Annotated in this window: 15 protein-coding genes; 3 read left to right on the forward strand and 12 right to left on the reverse strand. The window is 72.7% G+C overall.

What is annotated here, in order from left to right:
* The 11 genes from lgt to hisI all read right to left on the reverse strand — a co-directional run bounded on the left by lgt (nt 1) and on the right by hisI (nt 9138).
* Complete coding sequence (gene lgt, locus KBY19_RS10385) at nt 1-1077, reverse strand: prolipoprotein diacylglyceryl transferase (protein ID WP_210965635.1); 1077 nt, start codon at nt 1075-1077, stop codon at nt 1-3.
* A 127-nt stretch (nt 1078-1204) separates the two neighbouring features.
* On the reverse strand, nt 1205-1957 hold the full coding sequence (locus KBY19_RS10390; protein WP_210956046.1) for a thioredoxin domain-containing protein: 753 nt from the start codon (nt 1955-1957) through the stop codon (nt 1205-1207).
* Nucleotides 1958-2107: 150 nt separating this feature from the next.
* Nucleotides 2108-2926, reverse strand: a complete 819-nt coding sequence (gene trpA / locus KBY19_RS10395) for a tryptophan synthase subunit alpha (RefSeq protein WP_099879784.1) — start codon at nt 2924-2926, stop codon at nt 2108-2110.
* On the reverse strand, nt 2923-4188 hold the full coding sequence (gene trpB, locus KBY19_RS10400; RefSeq protein WP_099879787.1) for a tryptophan synthase subunit beta: 1266 nt from the start codon (nt 4186-4188) through the stop codon (nt 2923-2925). Before trpB ends, trpA begins: the two co-directional genes overlap by 4 nt.
* 78 nt (nt 4189-4266) lie before the next feature.
* Nucleotides 4267-4419: a tryptophan biosynthesis modulator TrpM gene (gene trpM / locus KBY19_RS37765; protein WP_368860579.1), complete on the reverse strand. Its 153-nt coding sequence runs from the start codon at nt 4417-4419 to the stop codon at nt 4267-4269.
* 6 nt (nt 4420-4425) lie between these two features.
* Complete coding sequence (gene trpC, locus KBY19_RS10405) at nt 4426-5244, reverse strand: indole-3-glycerol phosphate synthase TrpC (RefSeq protein ID WP_099879789.1); 819 nt, start codon at nt 5242-5244, stop codon at nt 4426-4428.
* A 217-nt stretch (nt 5245-5461) separates the two neighbouring features.
* The gene (locus KBY19_RS10410) at nt 5462-5857 is read right to left on the reverse strand and encodes a DUF2752 domain-containing protein (RefSeq protein ID WP_099879791.1); all 396 of its coding nucleotides are present in this window, start codon (nt 5855-5857) and stop codon (nt 5462-5464) included.
* A gap of 47 nt (nt 5858-5904) precedes the next feature.
* On the reverse strand, nt 5905-6183 hold the full coding sequence (locus KBY19_RS10415) for an HGxxPAAW family protein (RefSeq protein WP_099879793.1): 279 nt from the start codon (nt 6181-6183) through the stop codon (nt 5905-5907).
* A gap of 329 nt (nt 6184-6512) precedes the next feature.
* The gene (locus tag KBY19_RS10420) at nt 6513-7250 is read right to left on the reverse strand and encodes a TIGR02234 family membrane protein (protein ID WP_210965636.1); all 738 of its coding nucleotides are present in this window, start codon (nt 7248-7250) and stop codon (nt 6513-6515) included.
* Nucleotides 7247-8767, reverse strand: a complete 1521-nt coding sequence (locus KBY19_RS10425) for an anthranilate synthase component I (protein ID WP_210956044.1) — start codon at nt 8765-8767, stop codon at nt 7247-7249. Before KBY19_RS10425 ends, KBY19_RS10420 begins: the two co-directional genes overlap by 4 nt.
* Nucleotides 8768-8778: 11 nt before the next feature.
* Complete coding sequence (gene hisI / locus KBY19_RS10430; RefSeq protein ID WP_099879797.1) at nt 8779-9138, reverse strand: phosphoribosyl-AMP cyclohydrolase; 360 nt, start codon at nt 9136-9138, stop codon at nt 8779-8781.
* A 144-nt stretch (nt 9139-9282) separates the two neighbouring features.
* Between hisI and KBY19_RS10435 the strand changes: the two genes are divergently transcribed.
* Nucleotides 9283-9915 carry a TIGR03085 family metal-binding protein gene (locus KBY19_RS10435; protein WP_210965637.1) on the forward strand — a complete coding sequence of 211 codons (633 nt, stop codon included), beginning with the start codon at nt 9283-9285 and terminating at the stop codon, nt 9913-9915.
* A 142-nt stretch (nt 9916-10057) separates the two neighbouring features.
* Nucleotides 10058-11371, forward strand: a complete 1314-nt coding sequence (locus KBY19_RS10440) for a serine hydrolase (RefSeq protein WP_210965638.1) — start codon at nt 10058-10060, stop codon at nt 11369-11371.
* Nucleotides 11372-11560: 189 nt separating this feature from the next.
* Here KBY19_RS10440 and KBY19_RS10445 read toward each other — a convergent pair whose 3' ends face one another.
* Nucleotides 11561-12448: a LysR family transcriptional regulator gene (locus KBY19_RS10445; RefSeq protein ID WP_099879803.1), complete on the reverse strand. Its 888-nt coding sequence runs from the start codon at nt 12446-12448 to the stop codon at nt 11561-11563.
* Nucleotides 12449-12544: 96 nt separating this feature from the next.
* Here KBY19_RS10445 and KBY19_RS10450 point away from each other — a divergent pair, with 96 nt between their 5' ends.
* Nucleotides 12545-13291, forward strand: coding sequence for a succinate dehydrogenase cytochrome b subunit (locus tag KBY19_RS10450; RefSeq protein ID WP_180289606.1), 747 nt, complete (start codon nt 12545-12547; stop codon nt 13289-13291).
* Nucleotide 13292: the final 1 nt, after the last annotated feature.

The raw sequence follows: 13292 nt of genomic DNA on the forward strand, positions 1-13292 counted from the left end.
CTAGGAGGCGGGCCCGTCGACCGCCTTGCGCCGCGGCTCCGGTCCCTTCGCCACCGACTCCGCCCCCGCGGGGCCGTCACCGCCGCCGTCACCGGCAGGCTTCCCGCCGGAGGGCTTCCCGCGGCCGGGCCCGTCCTCGGAGGACTCCTTCGCCGAGGAGCTCCCTTCCGCCGAGGAGCCCTCGGGCGCGGCGTCGACATCCGCGGAGTCCGGACCGCCGGTGTCCGTCCCCGGCTCCGGCTCCGCCTCCGCCTCCGGCTCGACGATCTCCTCGCGGCCGGGCCGCTTCTTCGCGGAGACGACGATGTAGACGACCGCGAGCAGGAAGACGACGATCGCCGTCCAGTTGTTCAGCCGCATGCCGAGCACATGGTGCGCGTCGTCCACCCGCATGTACTCGATCCAGAAGCGGCCCACCGTGTACCCGGCCACATAGAGCGCGAACGCCCGGCCGTGCCCCAGCCGGAACCGGCGGTCCGCCCAGATCACCAGCAGCGCCACACCGACGCACCACAGCGACTCGTACAGGAAGGTCGGGTGGTAGGTGGCCAGATCGGGGGTGTCCACCGGCCGGTGCTCCGGGTCGATCTTGAGGGCCCACGGCAGATCGGTCGGCCGCCCGTACAGCTCCTGGTTGAACCAGTTGCCCCAGCGGCCCAGCGCCTGCGCCAGCACGATGCCCGGCGCCACCGCGTCCGCGTAGGCGGGCAGTGCGATGCCCCGGCGACGGCAGCCGATCCAGGCACCGAGCGCGCCCAGCGCGATGGCGCCCCAGATCCCCAGCCCGCCGTCCCAGATCCGGACGGCGTCGACGGGGTTGCGGCCCTCGCCGAAGTAGAGCTGATAGTCGGTGATGACGTGGTACAGCCTGCCGCCGACGAGGCCGAACGGTACGGCCCATACGGCGATGTCGGCGACGGTGCCCGCCTGCCCGCCCCGAGCGACCCACCGGCGCCCGCCGAGCCAGACCGCGACGAAGACGCCGAGGATGATGCAGAGCGCGTAGCCGCGCAGCGGGAGCGGCCCGAGGTGAATCTCACCGGCCGAGGGACTGGGGATAAAGGCAAGGGTCTCCATGGCGAACCCGACGCTACCGTGCCCGGCGGCGCACCGGACAATCAGCCCGCACAACGGCTGGATAACGCCTCGCCGCCCGGGCGGGACGGGACGGGGCGGGGCGGGGCGGGGCGGGGCGTCCGGGCGGCTAGCTCTTCTCGTCGGCCTTGCGCTCGACCAGCTTCCGCAGCTTGTCGGGGGTCAGCGGGTCCGACTGGTCGCTGAAGACGTCCTTGCCGTTGAGCAGGACGGTCGGCGTCCCCTGGTACCCGGAGGCACGGAAAGCCTCGTCCGAACGCTTCACCGAGGCGTCGTGCCGGCCGCTGGTCACACACTTCTCGAACCCGGAGTCGACCAACCCGTCCACCTTCCGGGCCAGTTCGATCAGCCGCCGGGTGTCGGCGAACGCGTCGTCCTCCTCGGCGGGCTGGTGCTGGAAGAGCACGTCGTGGTACGGGGCGAACTTCCCCTTGTCCCTGGCGCACAGCGCGGCATTGGCCGCCTCTCGGGAGCCCCGGCCGCCCATGTTCCCGTCGATGAGCGTCACCAGGTGGTACTCGGCCTTGAGCTTGCCCGCCCGCTCCAGGCTCTTGACCGTGCTGCGGAAGGCGTTCTCGAACTGCCCGCACGCCGGGCAGCGGAAGTCCTCGTAGACAGTGAGCTTCGCCGGGGCGCTCTGCCGCCCCACCGTGACCGGCTTCGCCGACTGGGCGCTCTGGTCGCCGCCGCTCCGGCTGGCGACCGTGGCGCCGATACCGGCCGCGACGGCCAGCACCGCGACGACCACCCCGCCCACCTTGAGCGAACGCCACCGGCGCTCGGCTGCCTTGTCCCGCTCCCGCTGGTCCCGCAGGCGCTCGCGGGCCGAGCGCCTGCCGTCCTCTTTGTCGTTCTGGCTCATCACGCCCGACCCAACGAGAGGAGCGGGGCGGCGACGGACACACCGCACCCTTTTTCACCCGAAAGGGAGGGCTTCGGTGTCACCCGAAAGGGAAGGGCCCCGGCGAGGGATCGCCGGGGCCCTGACAACCGTGCCGGGTCCGCCGGTCCGCTAGCGGCGGACGCCCTCGGCGAGTGCCGCCGCGAGCTCGCGCACCTCGTCGAGGCCCGCCTCCAGGGTGTCGGCGTCCAGCAAACGCTTGACGAACGCCGAGCCGACGATCACCCCGTCCGCGAAGGCGGCCACCTCGGCGGCCTGCCCGGGATCGGACACCCCGAGCCCGACGCACACCGGCAAAGAGGTGGTGGCCCGCACCCGGGCGACCAGCCCGCGGGCCTCGTTGCCCACCGACTCCCGCGTCCCGGTGACCCCCATCAGCGAGGCGGCGTACACGAAGCCGCTGCCCGCCGCGGTGATCCTGGCCAGCCGTGCGTCCTGGCTGCTGGGCGCGACGACGAAGACGGTGCCGAGCCCGGCCCGCTCGGCGGCCTTCCGCCAGCCCTCCGACTCCTCGACCGGAAGGTCGGGCAGGATGCAGCCGGCGCCGCCGGCGGCCGCCAGTTCCTCGGCGAAGCGTTCGGCACCGTACCGGTCCACGGGGTTCCAGTACGTCATCACCAGCACCGGCTTCCCGGTGGCGGCGTGTGCCTCGCGGACCGTGCGCACCACGTCCGCGATCCGCACCCCGCCCTCCAGTGCGATGGTGTCCGCCGTCTGGATCACCGGCCCGTCCATCACCGGGTCGCTGTGCGGCAGCCCGACCTCGACCACGTCGCAGCCGCTCTCCAGCAGCGCGGTGCAGGCGGCGATGCCGCCCTCGACGGTGGGGAAGCCCGCGGGGAGGTAGCCGACGAGCGCGGCCCGGTTCTCGGCCTTGGCCCGCGCCAGGGTCTCGTCCAGCAGTGTGACGTTGCCACCCGTGCCGCTCATGCGTTCTCCCCCTCGGCCGTGCCGCTTGCGTCGTTGTCGTCACCGAGCAGGCCGAAGTACCGCGCGGCGGTGTCCATGTCCTTGTCACCACGGCCCGAGAGGTTCACCAGCACGATGCCGTCGCTGCCCAGCTCCTTGCCCAGCTCCAGGGCGCCCGCCAGCGCGTGTGCGCTCTCGATGGCCGGAATGATGCCCTCGGTCCGGGAGAGCAGCCGCAGCGCCCGCATCGCCTCGTCGTCGGTGACCGGCCGGTACTCCCCGCGTCCGCTGTCCTTGAGGAACGCGTGCTCGGGGCCGATGCCCGGGTAGTCGAGCCCCGCGGAGATCGAGTACGGCTCGGTGATCTGGCCCTCGTCGTCCTGCAGGACGTAGGAGCGCGAACCGTGCAGGATGCCCGGCTCGCCCGCGGTCAGCGTGGCCGCGTGCTCACCGGAGTCCACACCGTGGCCCGCCGCCTCGAAGCCGACCAGCCGTACGCCGGTGTCCGGCAGGAAGGCGTGGAAGAGCCCGATCGCGTTGGAGCCGCCGCCCACACAGGCGGCGACCGCGTCCGGCAGCCGACCGGTCCGCTCCAGGATCTGCCGCCGCGCCTCGACGCCGATGACGCGGTGGAAGTCGCGGACGAGCTGTGGGAAGGGGTGGGGCCCGGCGACGGTGCCGAAGAGGTAATGGGTCCGCTCGACGTTGGCGACCCAGTCGCGGAAGGCCTCGTTGATGGCGTCCTTGAGGGTGCGGCTGCCCGAGGTGACGGGCACGACCTCGGCGCCGAGCATCCGCATCCGGGCGACGTTCAGCGCCTGCCGCTCGGTGTCGATCTCGCCCATGTAGATGGTGCATTCGAGCCCGAAGAGGGCGCATGCGGTGGCGGTCGCCACGCCGTGCTGCCCCGCGCCGGTCTCGGCGATGACGCGCGGCTTGCCCATGCGCTTGGTCAGCAGCGCCTGACCAAGCACATTGTTGATCTTGTGTGAGCCGGTGTGGTTGAGATCCTCGCGCTTGAGGAAGACACGGGCACCCCCCGCGTGCTCGGCGAACCGCCGCACCTCGGTAAGGGCGCTGGGACGGCCGGTGTAGTTGACGAGCAGCTCGTCGAGCTCGGCGGCGAAGGCCGGGTCCGCCTTGGCCTTCTCGTACTCGGTGGCCACCTCGTCCACGGCGGCGACCAGTGCCTCTGGGATGAACTTGCCGCCGAACGCGCCGAAGTAACCGGCGATGCTGGGGCTTTGACCCTCCGGGTCAGGAATGAAGTAGTCGGATGACATACCGACGGTGCTCCTCGCGAGTGGGCTGACGTGATGGCTGCGCCCCCACCCCTCCGCAGGGGGAAGGAAGGGGGAGGGTCAGCGCCATCGACGGCCGCGGATCACGCCCGGCTCGCACCCGATGTGGTAGCGGACGGACCGCCCCCGCACGCGCCGCGCGGGCGCCCGGCACCCGCGCGGGCGGCACCCGCGCGCCAGCGCGAGGGAGCACAGGGAGACGACGGCGGCCATGGGAGCTCAGCCCCTCCCGTGGCGGAGCGCCGGGTGGGCGCCCGCGGCGACGAGATCGGAGACGGCGGTCCGCGGGTCCTTCCCGGTCACCAGGGACTCCCCCACCAGCACCGCGTCGGCCCCCTCGTTCGCGTACGCGATCAGGTCGTGCGGGCCGCGGACACCGGACTCGGCGATCTTGACGAGGTGGTCAGGGATCTCGGGGGCGATCCGGGTGAAGTTGCCCCGGTCCACCTCCAGCGTCTTGAGGTTCCGCGCGTTGACGCCGACGATCTTCGCTCCGGCCTCCAGCGCCCGCTCGGCCTCCTCCTCGTCGTGCACCTCGACCAGCGGGGTGAGCCCGATGGACTCGGCCCGCTCGATCAGGGAGACGAGCGCCTCCTGCTCCAGCGCGGCGACGATCAGCAGCACGAGGTCGGCGCCGTGCGCACGGGCCTCCCACAGCTGATAGGAGGAGAAGATGAAGTCCTTGCGCAGCACGGGGATGTCGACGCGGGCGCGCACGGCCTCCAGGTCGGCCAGCGAACCGCCGAAGCGGCGGCGTTCGGTGAGGACGGAGATGACGGCGGCGCCGCCCGCCTCGTAGTCGGCGGCGAGCCCGGCCGGGTCGGCGATGGCCGCCAGCGCGCCCTTGGACGGGCTGGAGCGCTTGACCTCGCAGATCACCCGCACGCCGGCCGTGCTGTCGCCCTTGAGCGCCGCGAGTCCGTCCTTGGCGCGGGGTGCCCGGGCCGCACGCTCCTTGAGCTCCTCGAGGCTGACGCGCGCCTGCCGCTCGGCGAGGTCCTCACGCACGCCTTCGATGATCTCGTCGAGCACACTCACCGAGCGGCCTCCTTGTGGCTGGGTTCGGGCTGGGATCCGGGCTGATTGTCGGCTGGCGGGGTATTGGCCGGGTGCGGCCCCTCGTCGGCGGAGCGGGGGATGGTCGGGTGGGCCACTGTGATGGTATCCGCCACGGCACGGAGGTCCCGCATCCGGTTACGCACGGTCCCATATAGCGGACAAATCGCCGCCTCGTCGGTCGTCCGGGCGGGACCGCTCAGGGAATCAGCGCGGTGCCGAGGGGCGTATTCCGGACAACCGTGAAGGCCACCAGCGCCCCGCCCGCAGCCCACCAGTGCCAGGCCCGCAGATGTACCGGGAAGGAGTACGCACGGGCCCGGACCGCGCGGCTGGTCCAGTGCAGCCAGCCCACCGCGAGACCGACCAGGAGCAGGACCGCGAGCGCGTTCGCGCTCAGCGCGGCGCCGAGGTCGCCATGGGCGACGGCGTGCGCGCTGCGCAGCCCGCCGCACCCCGGGCAGTACAGACCGGTGACGGTCAAAAAGGGGCAGGCCGGATAGTGGCCGGGCTCGTTGGGATCGACGGCGGCCACATAGACGAAGGCCGCGCCCACCGCGGCGAGGCTGCCGAGGGGCGCGGCCAGACGCGACACCGCGCCGATGAGGCGGTGCCGCGCCGTCGCGGCGTACTGCCGGTCGCTCAGGAGTGCGCCTTGCTGTGCGTCTGCGGGTGCGCCTGCTGATGCGCCAGCTTGTGGGCCCGTGCCTGCTCGGCCGTCAGACCCGCGGACTTCGACTGTCCGAGCCCCGCCGCCCGCATGATGCCGCCGATCACAGCGCCCGCTCCGATGACGACCAGCCCTGCGATCACGCCGATGGGCTGCGCCATGACCGTGAAGGCCGAGGCGACGCAGAAACCGACGAAGGCGATGATCGAGCCGGTCCAGGCGGCCGGGGTGTGTCCGTGGCTGTGCGCCATGAATGCTCCTTGAGTCACAACATGAGGTGGGGCCACCCGGCCCGTACGCGGCCCATTGTCTCCCGTCCGCGCCCGCGCGCTACCACGGGGTCGCCCTACCGGGCCGTGTCCACCGCGCTTCCCTCTGCCGCCGCACCCATTTCTTTCCGCCGCGTCCCTTCCCGCCGCAACGGCGCGCACCACGTAAGACGTGACCGGCGGTGCCGAGCGCACCGGCACCCGCCGGTTCGGCACCGCCGGTCCCCGCCGTCTGACTCCTCGCCGCTGCGGCGGGAAGGGGGTGCCGCGAGAGGGGAGACGCGGCGGAAGGACAAGCCCCGCACAAAGGGTCAGGCGGTGCCGTGGGTGGGGTCCTCGCCCCGGTCCAGGGCCTTCCACAGGTCCTCGGGGCGGTCGGGGTCGACGCGCTGCGGACGGGCGGCACGCTGCCGCAGCGGGGTGCGCTCGTAGCGGGCGCTGCCGGACATCGACGGCCAGCCGCTGCCGTAGCGCAGCGCCAGCAGCCCCGCGACGAGGAGCAGCGCACCGCCCGCGGCCGACACGTACGGCCAGGCGGTGACGTCGACGGCGCCGATGCCGCTGTGCGCCAGGCCGCTGGTCTTGGCGGCCTCGGCACTCAGCGCCCCGGTGTCGTCCGCGCCCAGCAGCCCCGAGGCCCGGACGGCGGCGCCGCACAGGCTCAGCAGACCGGCGACCATCCGGCGGCCCGCGCGGCGCACGGCGAAAACGGCGACGAGCGCGGCGAGGCCGACCAGCGCCAGTGCGCTGGGCAGGCCGGTCACATCGCTGCCCTCGGCGCTGACGGGCACCTCGCCCTGCGCGAACTCGGCCGTGGACTCGCTCCACGTCTGCCCTGCGGAGACCAGCGCGAGGGCCGCGCCCACCGCGCCGCACAGCAGGGCGACCGCCAGTGCGGTGCGCGCGGCGCGTGAGCGTGCGGGGCCCTCACGTGCGGCGTCGGGGGCCGCATCCGCTTCGCCGGTGTGCGAGGTTTCGTCGGTGTGCGAGGTGGGGTGCGGTATCCCCTCGGCACCGTTCGCGTCCGGAGCGGGGGCTGAAGAAGTCACCCCTCCACGCTACCTGCGAGCCGCGCGGCGGTCCGGACCGCCCTCAGCACCGCTGCGGCCTTGTTGGCGCACTCGGTGTCCTCGGCCGCGGGGTCGGAGTCGGCGACGACACCGGCGCCCGCCTGGACGTACGCCGTCCCGTCGCGCAGCAGCGCGGTGCGGATCGCGATGGCGGTGTCGGAGTCGCCCGCGAAGTCGAGATATCCGACACATCCACCATAGACCCCGCGCTTGGTGGGCTCCAACTCCTCGATGATCTGCAGCGCGCGCGGCTTGGGCGCTCCGGAGAGGGTGCCGGCCGGGAAGCAGGCGGTGAGCGCGTCGAACGCCGTACGCCCCTGGGCCAGTTGGCCGGTGACGGTCGAGACGATGTGCATCACATGGCTGTAGCGCTCGACGGACATGAAGTCGACCACCTCGACGCTGCCCGGCTCGCAGACCCGCCCCAGGTCGTTGCGGCCCAGGTCGACCAGCATCAGATGCTCGGCCCGCTCCTTCGGGTCGGCCAGCAGCTCCTCGGCCAGCGCGGTGTCCTCGCCCGGGGTGGCGCCGCGCGGCCGGGTACCGGCGATGGGGTGCATCATCGCGCGGCCGTCCTCGACCTTGACCAGCGCCTCCGGGCTGGAGCCGACGATGTCGAAACCGTCGAAGCGCAGCAGATACATGTACGGGCTCGGGTTGGTGGCCCGCAGCACCCGGTAGACGTCCAGCGCGCTCGCCTCGCAGCGGGCCTCGAACCGCTGCGAGGGCACCACCTGGAACGCCTCCCCGCCGCGGATGCGCTCCTTGATGTCCTCCACCCAGCCCTGGTACGTCCCCCCGCCCGACCTGGCCTCGAAGGCGGGCAGTTCGGAGGGCGGCAGCGCCACCGGGTCGACGGGCGCGGGGCGTGCCAGGTCGGCGGCCATCGCGTCCAGCCGCCGTACGGCGTCCGCGTGCGCCTCGTCCACTCCGGTGTCCAGGTCGTTGTGGTTGATCGCGTTGGCGATGAGCAGCACCGTGCCGTCGCGGTGGTCGAGGACGGCCAGGTCGGAGGTGAGCAGCATCGTCAGCTCGGGCAGCGCGAGGTCGTCCACGGTGTCCGGATGGTGGCCGACCTTCTCCAGCCGCTGGACGATGTCGTAGCCCAGGTAGCCGACCATGCCGCCGGTGAACGGCGGGAGATCGCCGCCCTGGTGCAGGTCCCGCGGGGTGTGCAGGACCTCGACGGTGGCACGGAGCGCGGCGAGCGGGTCGCCGTCGGTGGGCACGCCCACCGGTGGGGTGCCCCGCCAGTGCGCCTGGCCGTCGCTGCCCACGGTGAGCGCGGCGTCGCTGCGCACCCCGATGAAGGAGTACCGCGACCAGGTCCGCCCGTTCTCCGCCGACTCCAGCAGGAAGGTGCCGGGGCGTTCCGCGGCGAGCTTGCGGTACAGGGCGATGGGGGTGTCGCCGTCCGCCAGCAGGCGGCGGGTCACCGGGATGACCCGCCGGTCCTTGGCGAGCGTCCGGAAGGTTGCGAGGTCAGGCGCCGTCATGGCCCCTCACCCTACTGGTCGGCGGGCAGCAGTACGTCCGCGTCGAAGCAGGTCCGCCTGCCGGTGTGACAGGCGGCGCCGACCTGGTCGACCTTGACCAGCACGGTGTCCGCGTCGCAGTCGAGCGCCACGGACCTGACCCACTGCACATGCCCCGAGGTGTCCCCCTTCACCCAGTACTCGCCCCGGCTCCGGCTCCAGTAGGTGGCCCGCCCCGAGGTGAGGGTGCGGCGCAGCGCCTCGTCGTCCATCCACCCCAGCATCAGCACCTCGCCGGTGTCGTACTGCTGGGCGATGGCGGGCACCAGGCCGTCGGCGTTGCGCTTGAGCCGGGCGGCGACGGCAGGGTCGAGAGGGATCTGTTGGGACATGGCTTCATTGTCCCGCACGCCGATGCCCGCACGCCGCCGCGGTAGCGGCCGACACACCGCGCGGGGTAGCGGCCGACACGCCCCGCACCCGCCCGGGCGCCCACAGCCGCCCCACACGGCCGACCGCGCCGTACGCTTGCACGCATGTCGACCCATGCCAAGCGTGAACGCCTGTTGCTCGCCGACCTCTTGGAGACGCACGGCCCCGAGGCCCCCACCTTGTGCGAGGGGTGGACGGCCCGGGACCTGGCCGCGCACGTCGTCGTGCGGGAGCGCCGCAGCGACGCGGCGGGCGGCCTGCTGATCAAGCAGCTCGCACCCCGGCTGGAGCGGGTGCAGGGCGAATTCGCCGCCAAGCCTTTCGACGAACTCGTCCAGCTCGTCCGTACCGGGCCGCCCCGCCTGTCGCCCTTCGCACTCAAACAGGTGGACGAGGCGGCCAACACGGTCGAGTTCTTCATCCACGCCGAGGACGTGCGCCGCGCCCAGCCGGACTGGTCGCCCCGGGAGCTCGACCCCGTCTTCGAGGACGCGCTGTGGCGCCGGCTGGAGACGGCGGCCCGGATGTACGGCCGCAAGTCGCCGGTCGGGCTGGTGCTGCGGCGGCCCGACGGTCAGACGGCCGTCGCCAAGCGCGGTACGCCCGTGGTCACCGCCGTGGGCGCCCCCTCGGAACTGCTGTTGTTCGTCTCCGGTCGGCAGGAGCACGCCGACGTCGAGCTGGACGGCGACAAGGACGCCGTCACCCGCCTCCACCAGACCGGTCTCGGCCTGTAGGACCGGGCGGGTGGCCGCCGGCGGGAGTGCGCCCCCGAAACGGCGCCCCTGAGCCCACCCCCAGGGGTCACGGCCACGGGTACGGGGGCGGGTCAGGGTGTTCCCGGATGGAGCGCGGGCACCGGGCCGCGAAGGTGGAGCCATGACTTCCTCGTCGCTCTCCCGCAGCCGCCTGTCCACCACCCGGCGCCCCTCCCGCAGGACACTGCTCGCCGGGGTGGCCTCCGGCGCGGCGCTCGCCGCTGTCGGCACACCGGTACCGGTCGCCGCGGCCGACAGCCGGGACGACGGCTCCGGCCACCGGCTGCCGCCGCCCGACGCGGGGGCGCTGCGCGCGGCCATCGACGATCTGGCGCACCCCCGTGCCTCCGGCGCCCAGCTGCGGGTCACCGGGTCGGCCGGCCGGTGGTACGGCACCTCGGGGGTCTCGGACCCGGCGACGGGGCGTCCGGTCGGGCTCAACGACAAGGTGCGCGCCGGCAGTGTCACCAAGGCGTTCGTGGCCACCGCGGCGCTCCAGCTCGCCGACGAGGGTCGGCTGCGCCTGGAGTCGCCCGTACGGCACTACCTCCCCGGCCTCCTGCCGGAGCGCTTCGGCGCGATCACCGTGGCGCAGCTCCTCGACCACACCAGCGGGCTGCCCGACCACGTCGGCCTGCCGGACAGGAGCACCCCCGAGGCGGTGGTCCGGCACCGGTTCGACCGGTGGACGCCGCAGCAGATCGTGGCGACGGTCACCGGCGGCGAGCTGAAGTTCCGCCCCGGCAGCAAGCAGGAGTACCGCGGCATCAACTATGTGCTGGCCGCACTGGTGATCGAGCAGGTGACGGGGCGGCCGTACGGGGTCGAGATCCGCAACCGCATTCTGCGGCCGCTGCGGCTGGGCCACACCTCCTTCCCGTCGGCCAACGGCAACGAGGTGAGCATCCACGGGCCCCACATGCACGGCTGTCTGGAGATGAGCGACGGCACGCTCACGGACATCACCGAGTTCGACATGTCCAGCACCTACGCGGACGGCGAGATCGTCACCAGCACCGGTGATCTGCACCGCTTCCTGGCTGCGCTCTTCTCCGGCGCCCTGCTGCCCCAGCGGCAGCTGCGGAGGATGTTCACGCTGCCGCCCGCGCACGTACGGATGAGCGACGGCACCCCCGCGCGCTACAGCACCGGCCTCCAGAGCGCCACGGTGAACGGTGTCACCCTGTGGGGCAAGACCGGCCAGTACTACGGCTACGCCACCGGCATGTTCGCCACCCGGGACCAGCAGCGCCGACTGGTCTGGTCGTCCACCCCCGTGCAACTGGACGCGGACCAGTCGCCCATGGCCCAACGGATCGCCGAAGCCGCCACGCTCCGTCAGGCCGACTCCGTCGGTACCGTGGAAGCCGAGCCTTCGGCCGGGACACTTTCGCGTCGAGTGCCGACAGGGCCGGGTCGGCTCCTTTGTCCATGATGACCCGGGCAGAGCTGTGGTGCTCCGGACCGTGCGTGGACGGAACCGTGGTCCTGGCCAAGACCTCGAGTAGCGACGGATAGGCGGTGCGGCCCAGTTCCGGCCGCTTCCTGCCGAGCACCAGCGTTCAGGGCCCGACGCACCGTCAACGCCTGGTGACGGTGCAGGAGCACCGGCGGGGGCGTCCGGCTACTCCTCCGACAGCCGCTCCGCGAGGATGTGCTGGAGTTCGCGGGCCGCGCGGGTCGGGGAGACGTCGCCGCGGTGGGCGACCGAGATGGTGCGGTGCAGTCCCGGCGGCGCGAAGCGGGTGATCCGCAGCCCGGAGCGGGCGGCGACCATACGGGGGACGACGGCCACCCCGAGACCCGCGCGGACGAATCCGAGCACGGCGTCCATCTCGCCGCCCTCCACCCCGAAGACGGGTTCGAAGCCCGCGTCGCGGCACGCGGCCACGGTCAGCTCGCGCAGGTCGTAGCCGCGCCGGAACATCGCCAGCGGGCGGTCGCGCAGGTCCTCGACCGTGAGGCGGGAGCGGCGCACCGGCGCCGGCGCGTCCGGGGACGAGACAACGACCAGTTCCTCGCTGAGCAGTTCGGCCGTGGTGAGCACCGGTCCCTGCGCGGCGAGCGGGGTGATGATCAGTGCCAGGTCCAGTTCGCCCGCCGCCAGCACCCGCACCAGGTCCTGGGAGCCGTCCTCGTGCACGACCAGCTCCACACCGGGGTACCGGTCGTGGAAGGCACGCAGCACATCGGGGACCAGGCTGGCGCACAGGCTCGGCGGCGCCCCCAGTCGCACCCGGCCGCGCCGTAGCTGGGCGACCTCCTGCACTTCGCGGCGCGCCGTCTCGGTGTCGGCCAGCACCCGACGGGCCAGCGGCAGCAGGGCCTCGCCCGCGTCGGTGAGCGAGATGTGACCGCGCGCCCGGTGGAAGAGTTCCGCGCCCAGCTCCCGCTCCAGGGAGCGGATCTGCTGGGAGAGGGAGGGCTGGGCGACGTGCTCCCGCTGGGCGGCCCGGGTGAAGTGGCGGGTGTCGGCGACGGCGACGAAGTAGCGGAGCTGCTGGAGCTGCATACGGCAAGCATACGGCTTCACGATAGGGCTCACCTATCGTACGCAGCCGCACCATGTCTTGGACTGATGCTGGGTTCCGTCCCTACTTTCGTGGTCATGGCGACGGCTACGCGCACTCCCACCTCCCCCGGAACCCGCCCGCCGGTCGGCTCAGGACCGGGGTCCCGGGGCGGCTTCCTGCGCACCCTGTGGGGTTCGACGATCGGCAAGAAGGCGGTCATGGCGGTCAGCGGACTGCTCATGCTGGCCTATCTGCTCGTCCATATGTTCGCGAACCTGAAGGTCTTCTTCGGCCCCGAGGAGATGAACGGCTACGCGCACTGGCTGCGCACCCTCGGTGAGCCGCTGCTGCGCGACGGCTGGTTCCTGTGGATCGCCCGTGCGGTGCTGCTCGCGGCCGTCGTGTTGCACGGGGCCAGCGCCTACCAGCTCAGCAGGCGCGGCATCGCCGCCCGCCCCGTCCGGTACCGGCACCAGCAGCGCCGGTCCAGTTATGCGACGCGCACCATGCGCTGGGGCGGGATCATCCTGGCGCTGTTCATCGTCTGGCACGTGCTCGACCTGACGACCGGCACCGTCAACCCGCGCGGCCAGGCGGGCCACCCCTACGAGAACATCGTCGCCGGTTTCCAGAACTGGTACGCGAACGTCATCTACATCGTCGCCATGCTCGCCGTCGGACTGCACATCCGGCACGGCTTCTGGAGCGCGGCGCAGACCCTCGGCGTGACGCGCCCCGGCGCCGCACGTCTGCTCAAGGGCGGTGGCAATCTCCTCGCGCTGGTGATCACCGCCGGTTTCCTGTCCGTACCGATCGGTGTCATGACGGGAGTCGTGAGCTGAG

It is taken from the genome of Streptomyces sp. B15, assembly GCF_018070605.1.
Classification (GTDB): Bacteria; Actinomycetota; Actinomycetes; order Streptomycetales; family Streptomycetaceae; genus Streptomyces; species Streptomyces smyrnaeus.

What these genes read in the sequence shown, in the direction of transcription:
- lgt (WP_210965635.1), bottom strand. Translation starts at nt 1,077, where the DNA reads ATGGAGACCCTTGCCTTTATCCCCAGTCCCTCGGCCGGTGAGATTCAC.
- KBY19_RS10390 (WP_210956046.1), bottom strand. Translation starts at nt 1,957, where the DNA reads ATGAGCCAGAACGACAAAGAGGACGGCAGGCGCTCGGCCCGCGAGCGC.
- trpA (WP_099879784.1), bottom strand. Translation starts at nt 2,926, where the DNA reads ATGAGCGGCACGGGTGGCAACGTCACACTGCTGGACGAGACCCTGGCG.
- trpB (WP_099879787.1), bottom strand. Translation starts at nt 4,188, where the DNA reads ATGTCATCCGACTACTTCATTCCTGACCCGGAGGGTCAAAGCCCCAGC.
- trpM (WP_368860579.1), bottom strand. Translation starts at nt 4,419, where the DNA reads ATGGCCGCCGTCGTCTCCCTGTGCTCCCTCGCGCTGGCGCGCGGGTGC.
- KBY19_RS10415 (WP_099879793.1), bottom strand. Translation starts at nt 6,183, where the DNA reads ATGGCGCACAGCCACGGACACACCCCGGCCGCCTGGACCGGCTCGATC.
- KBY19_RS10425 (WP_210956044.1), bottom strand. Translation starts at nt 8,767, where the DNA reads ATGACGGCGCCTGACCTCGCAACCTTCCGGACGCTCGCCAAGGACCGG.
- hisI (WP_099879797.1), bottom strand. Translation starts at nt 9,138, where the DNA reads ATGTCCCAACAGATCCCTCTCGACCCTGCCGTCGCCGCCCGGCTCAAG.
- KBY19_RS10435 (WP_210965637.1), top strand. Translation starts at nt 9,283, where the DNA reads ATGTCGACCCATGCCAAGCGTGAACGCCTGTTGCTCGCCGACCTCTTG.
- KBY19_RS10440 (WP_210965638.1), top strand. Translation starts at nt 10,058, where the DNA reads ATGACTTCCTCGTCGCTCTCCCGCAGCCGCCTGTCCACCACCCGGCGC.
- KBY19_RS10445 (WP_099879803.1), bottom strand. Translation starts at nt 12,448, where the DNA reads ATGCAGCTCCAGCAGCTCCGCTACTTCGTCGCCGTCGCCGACACCCGC.
- KBY19_RS10450 (WP_180289606.1), top strand. Translation starts at nt 12,545, where the DNA reads ATGGCGACGGCTACGCGCACTCCCACCTCCCCCGGAACCCGCCCGCCG.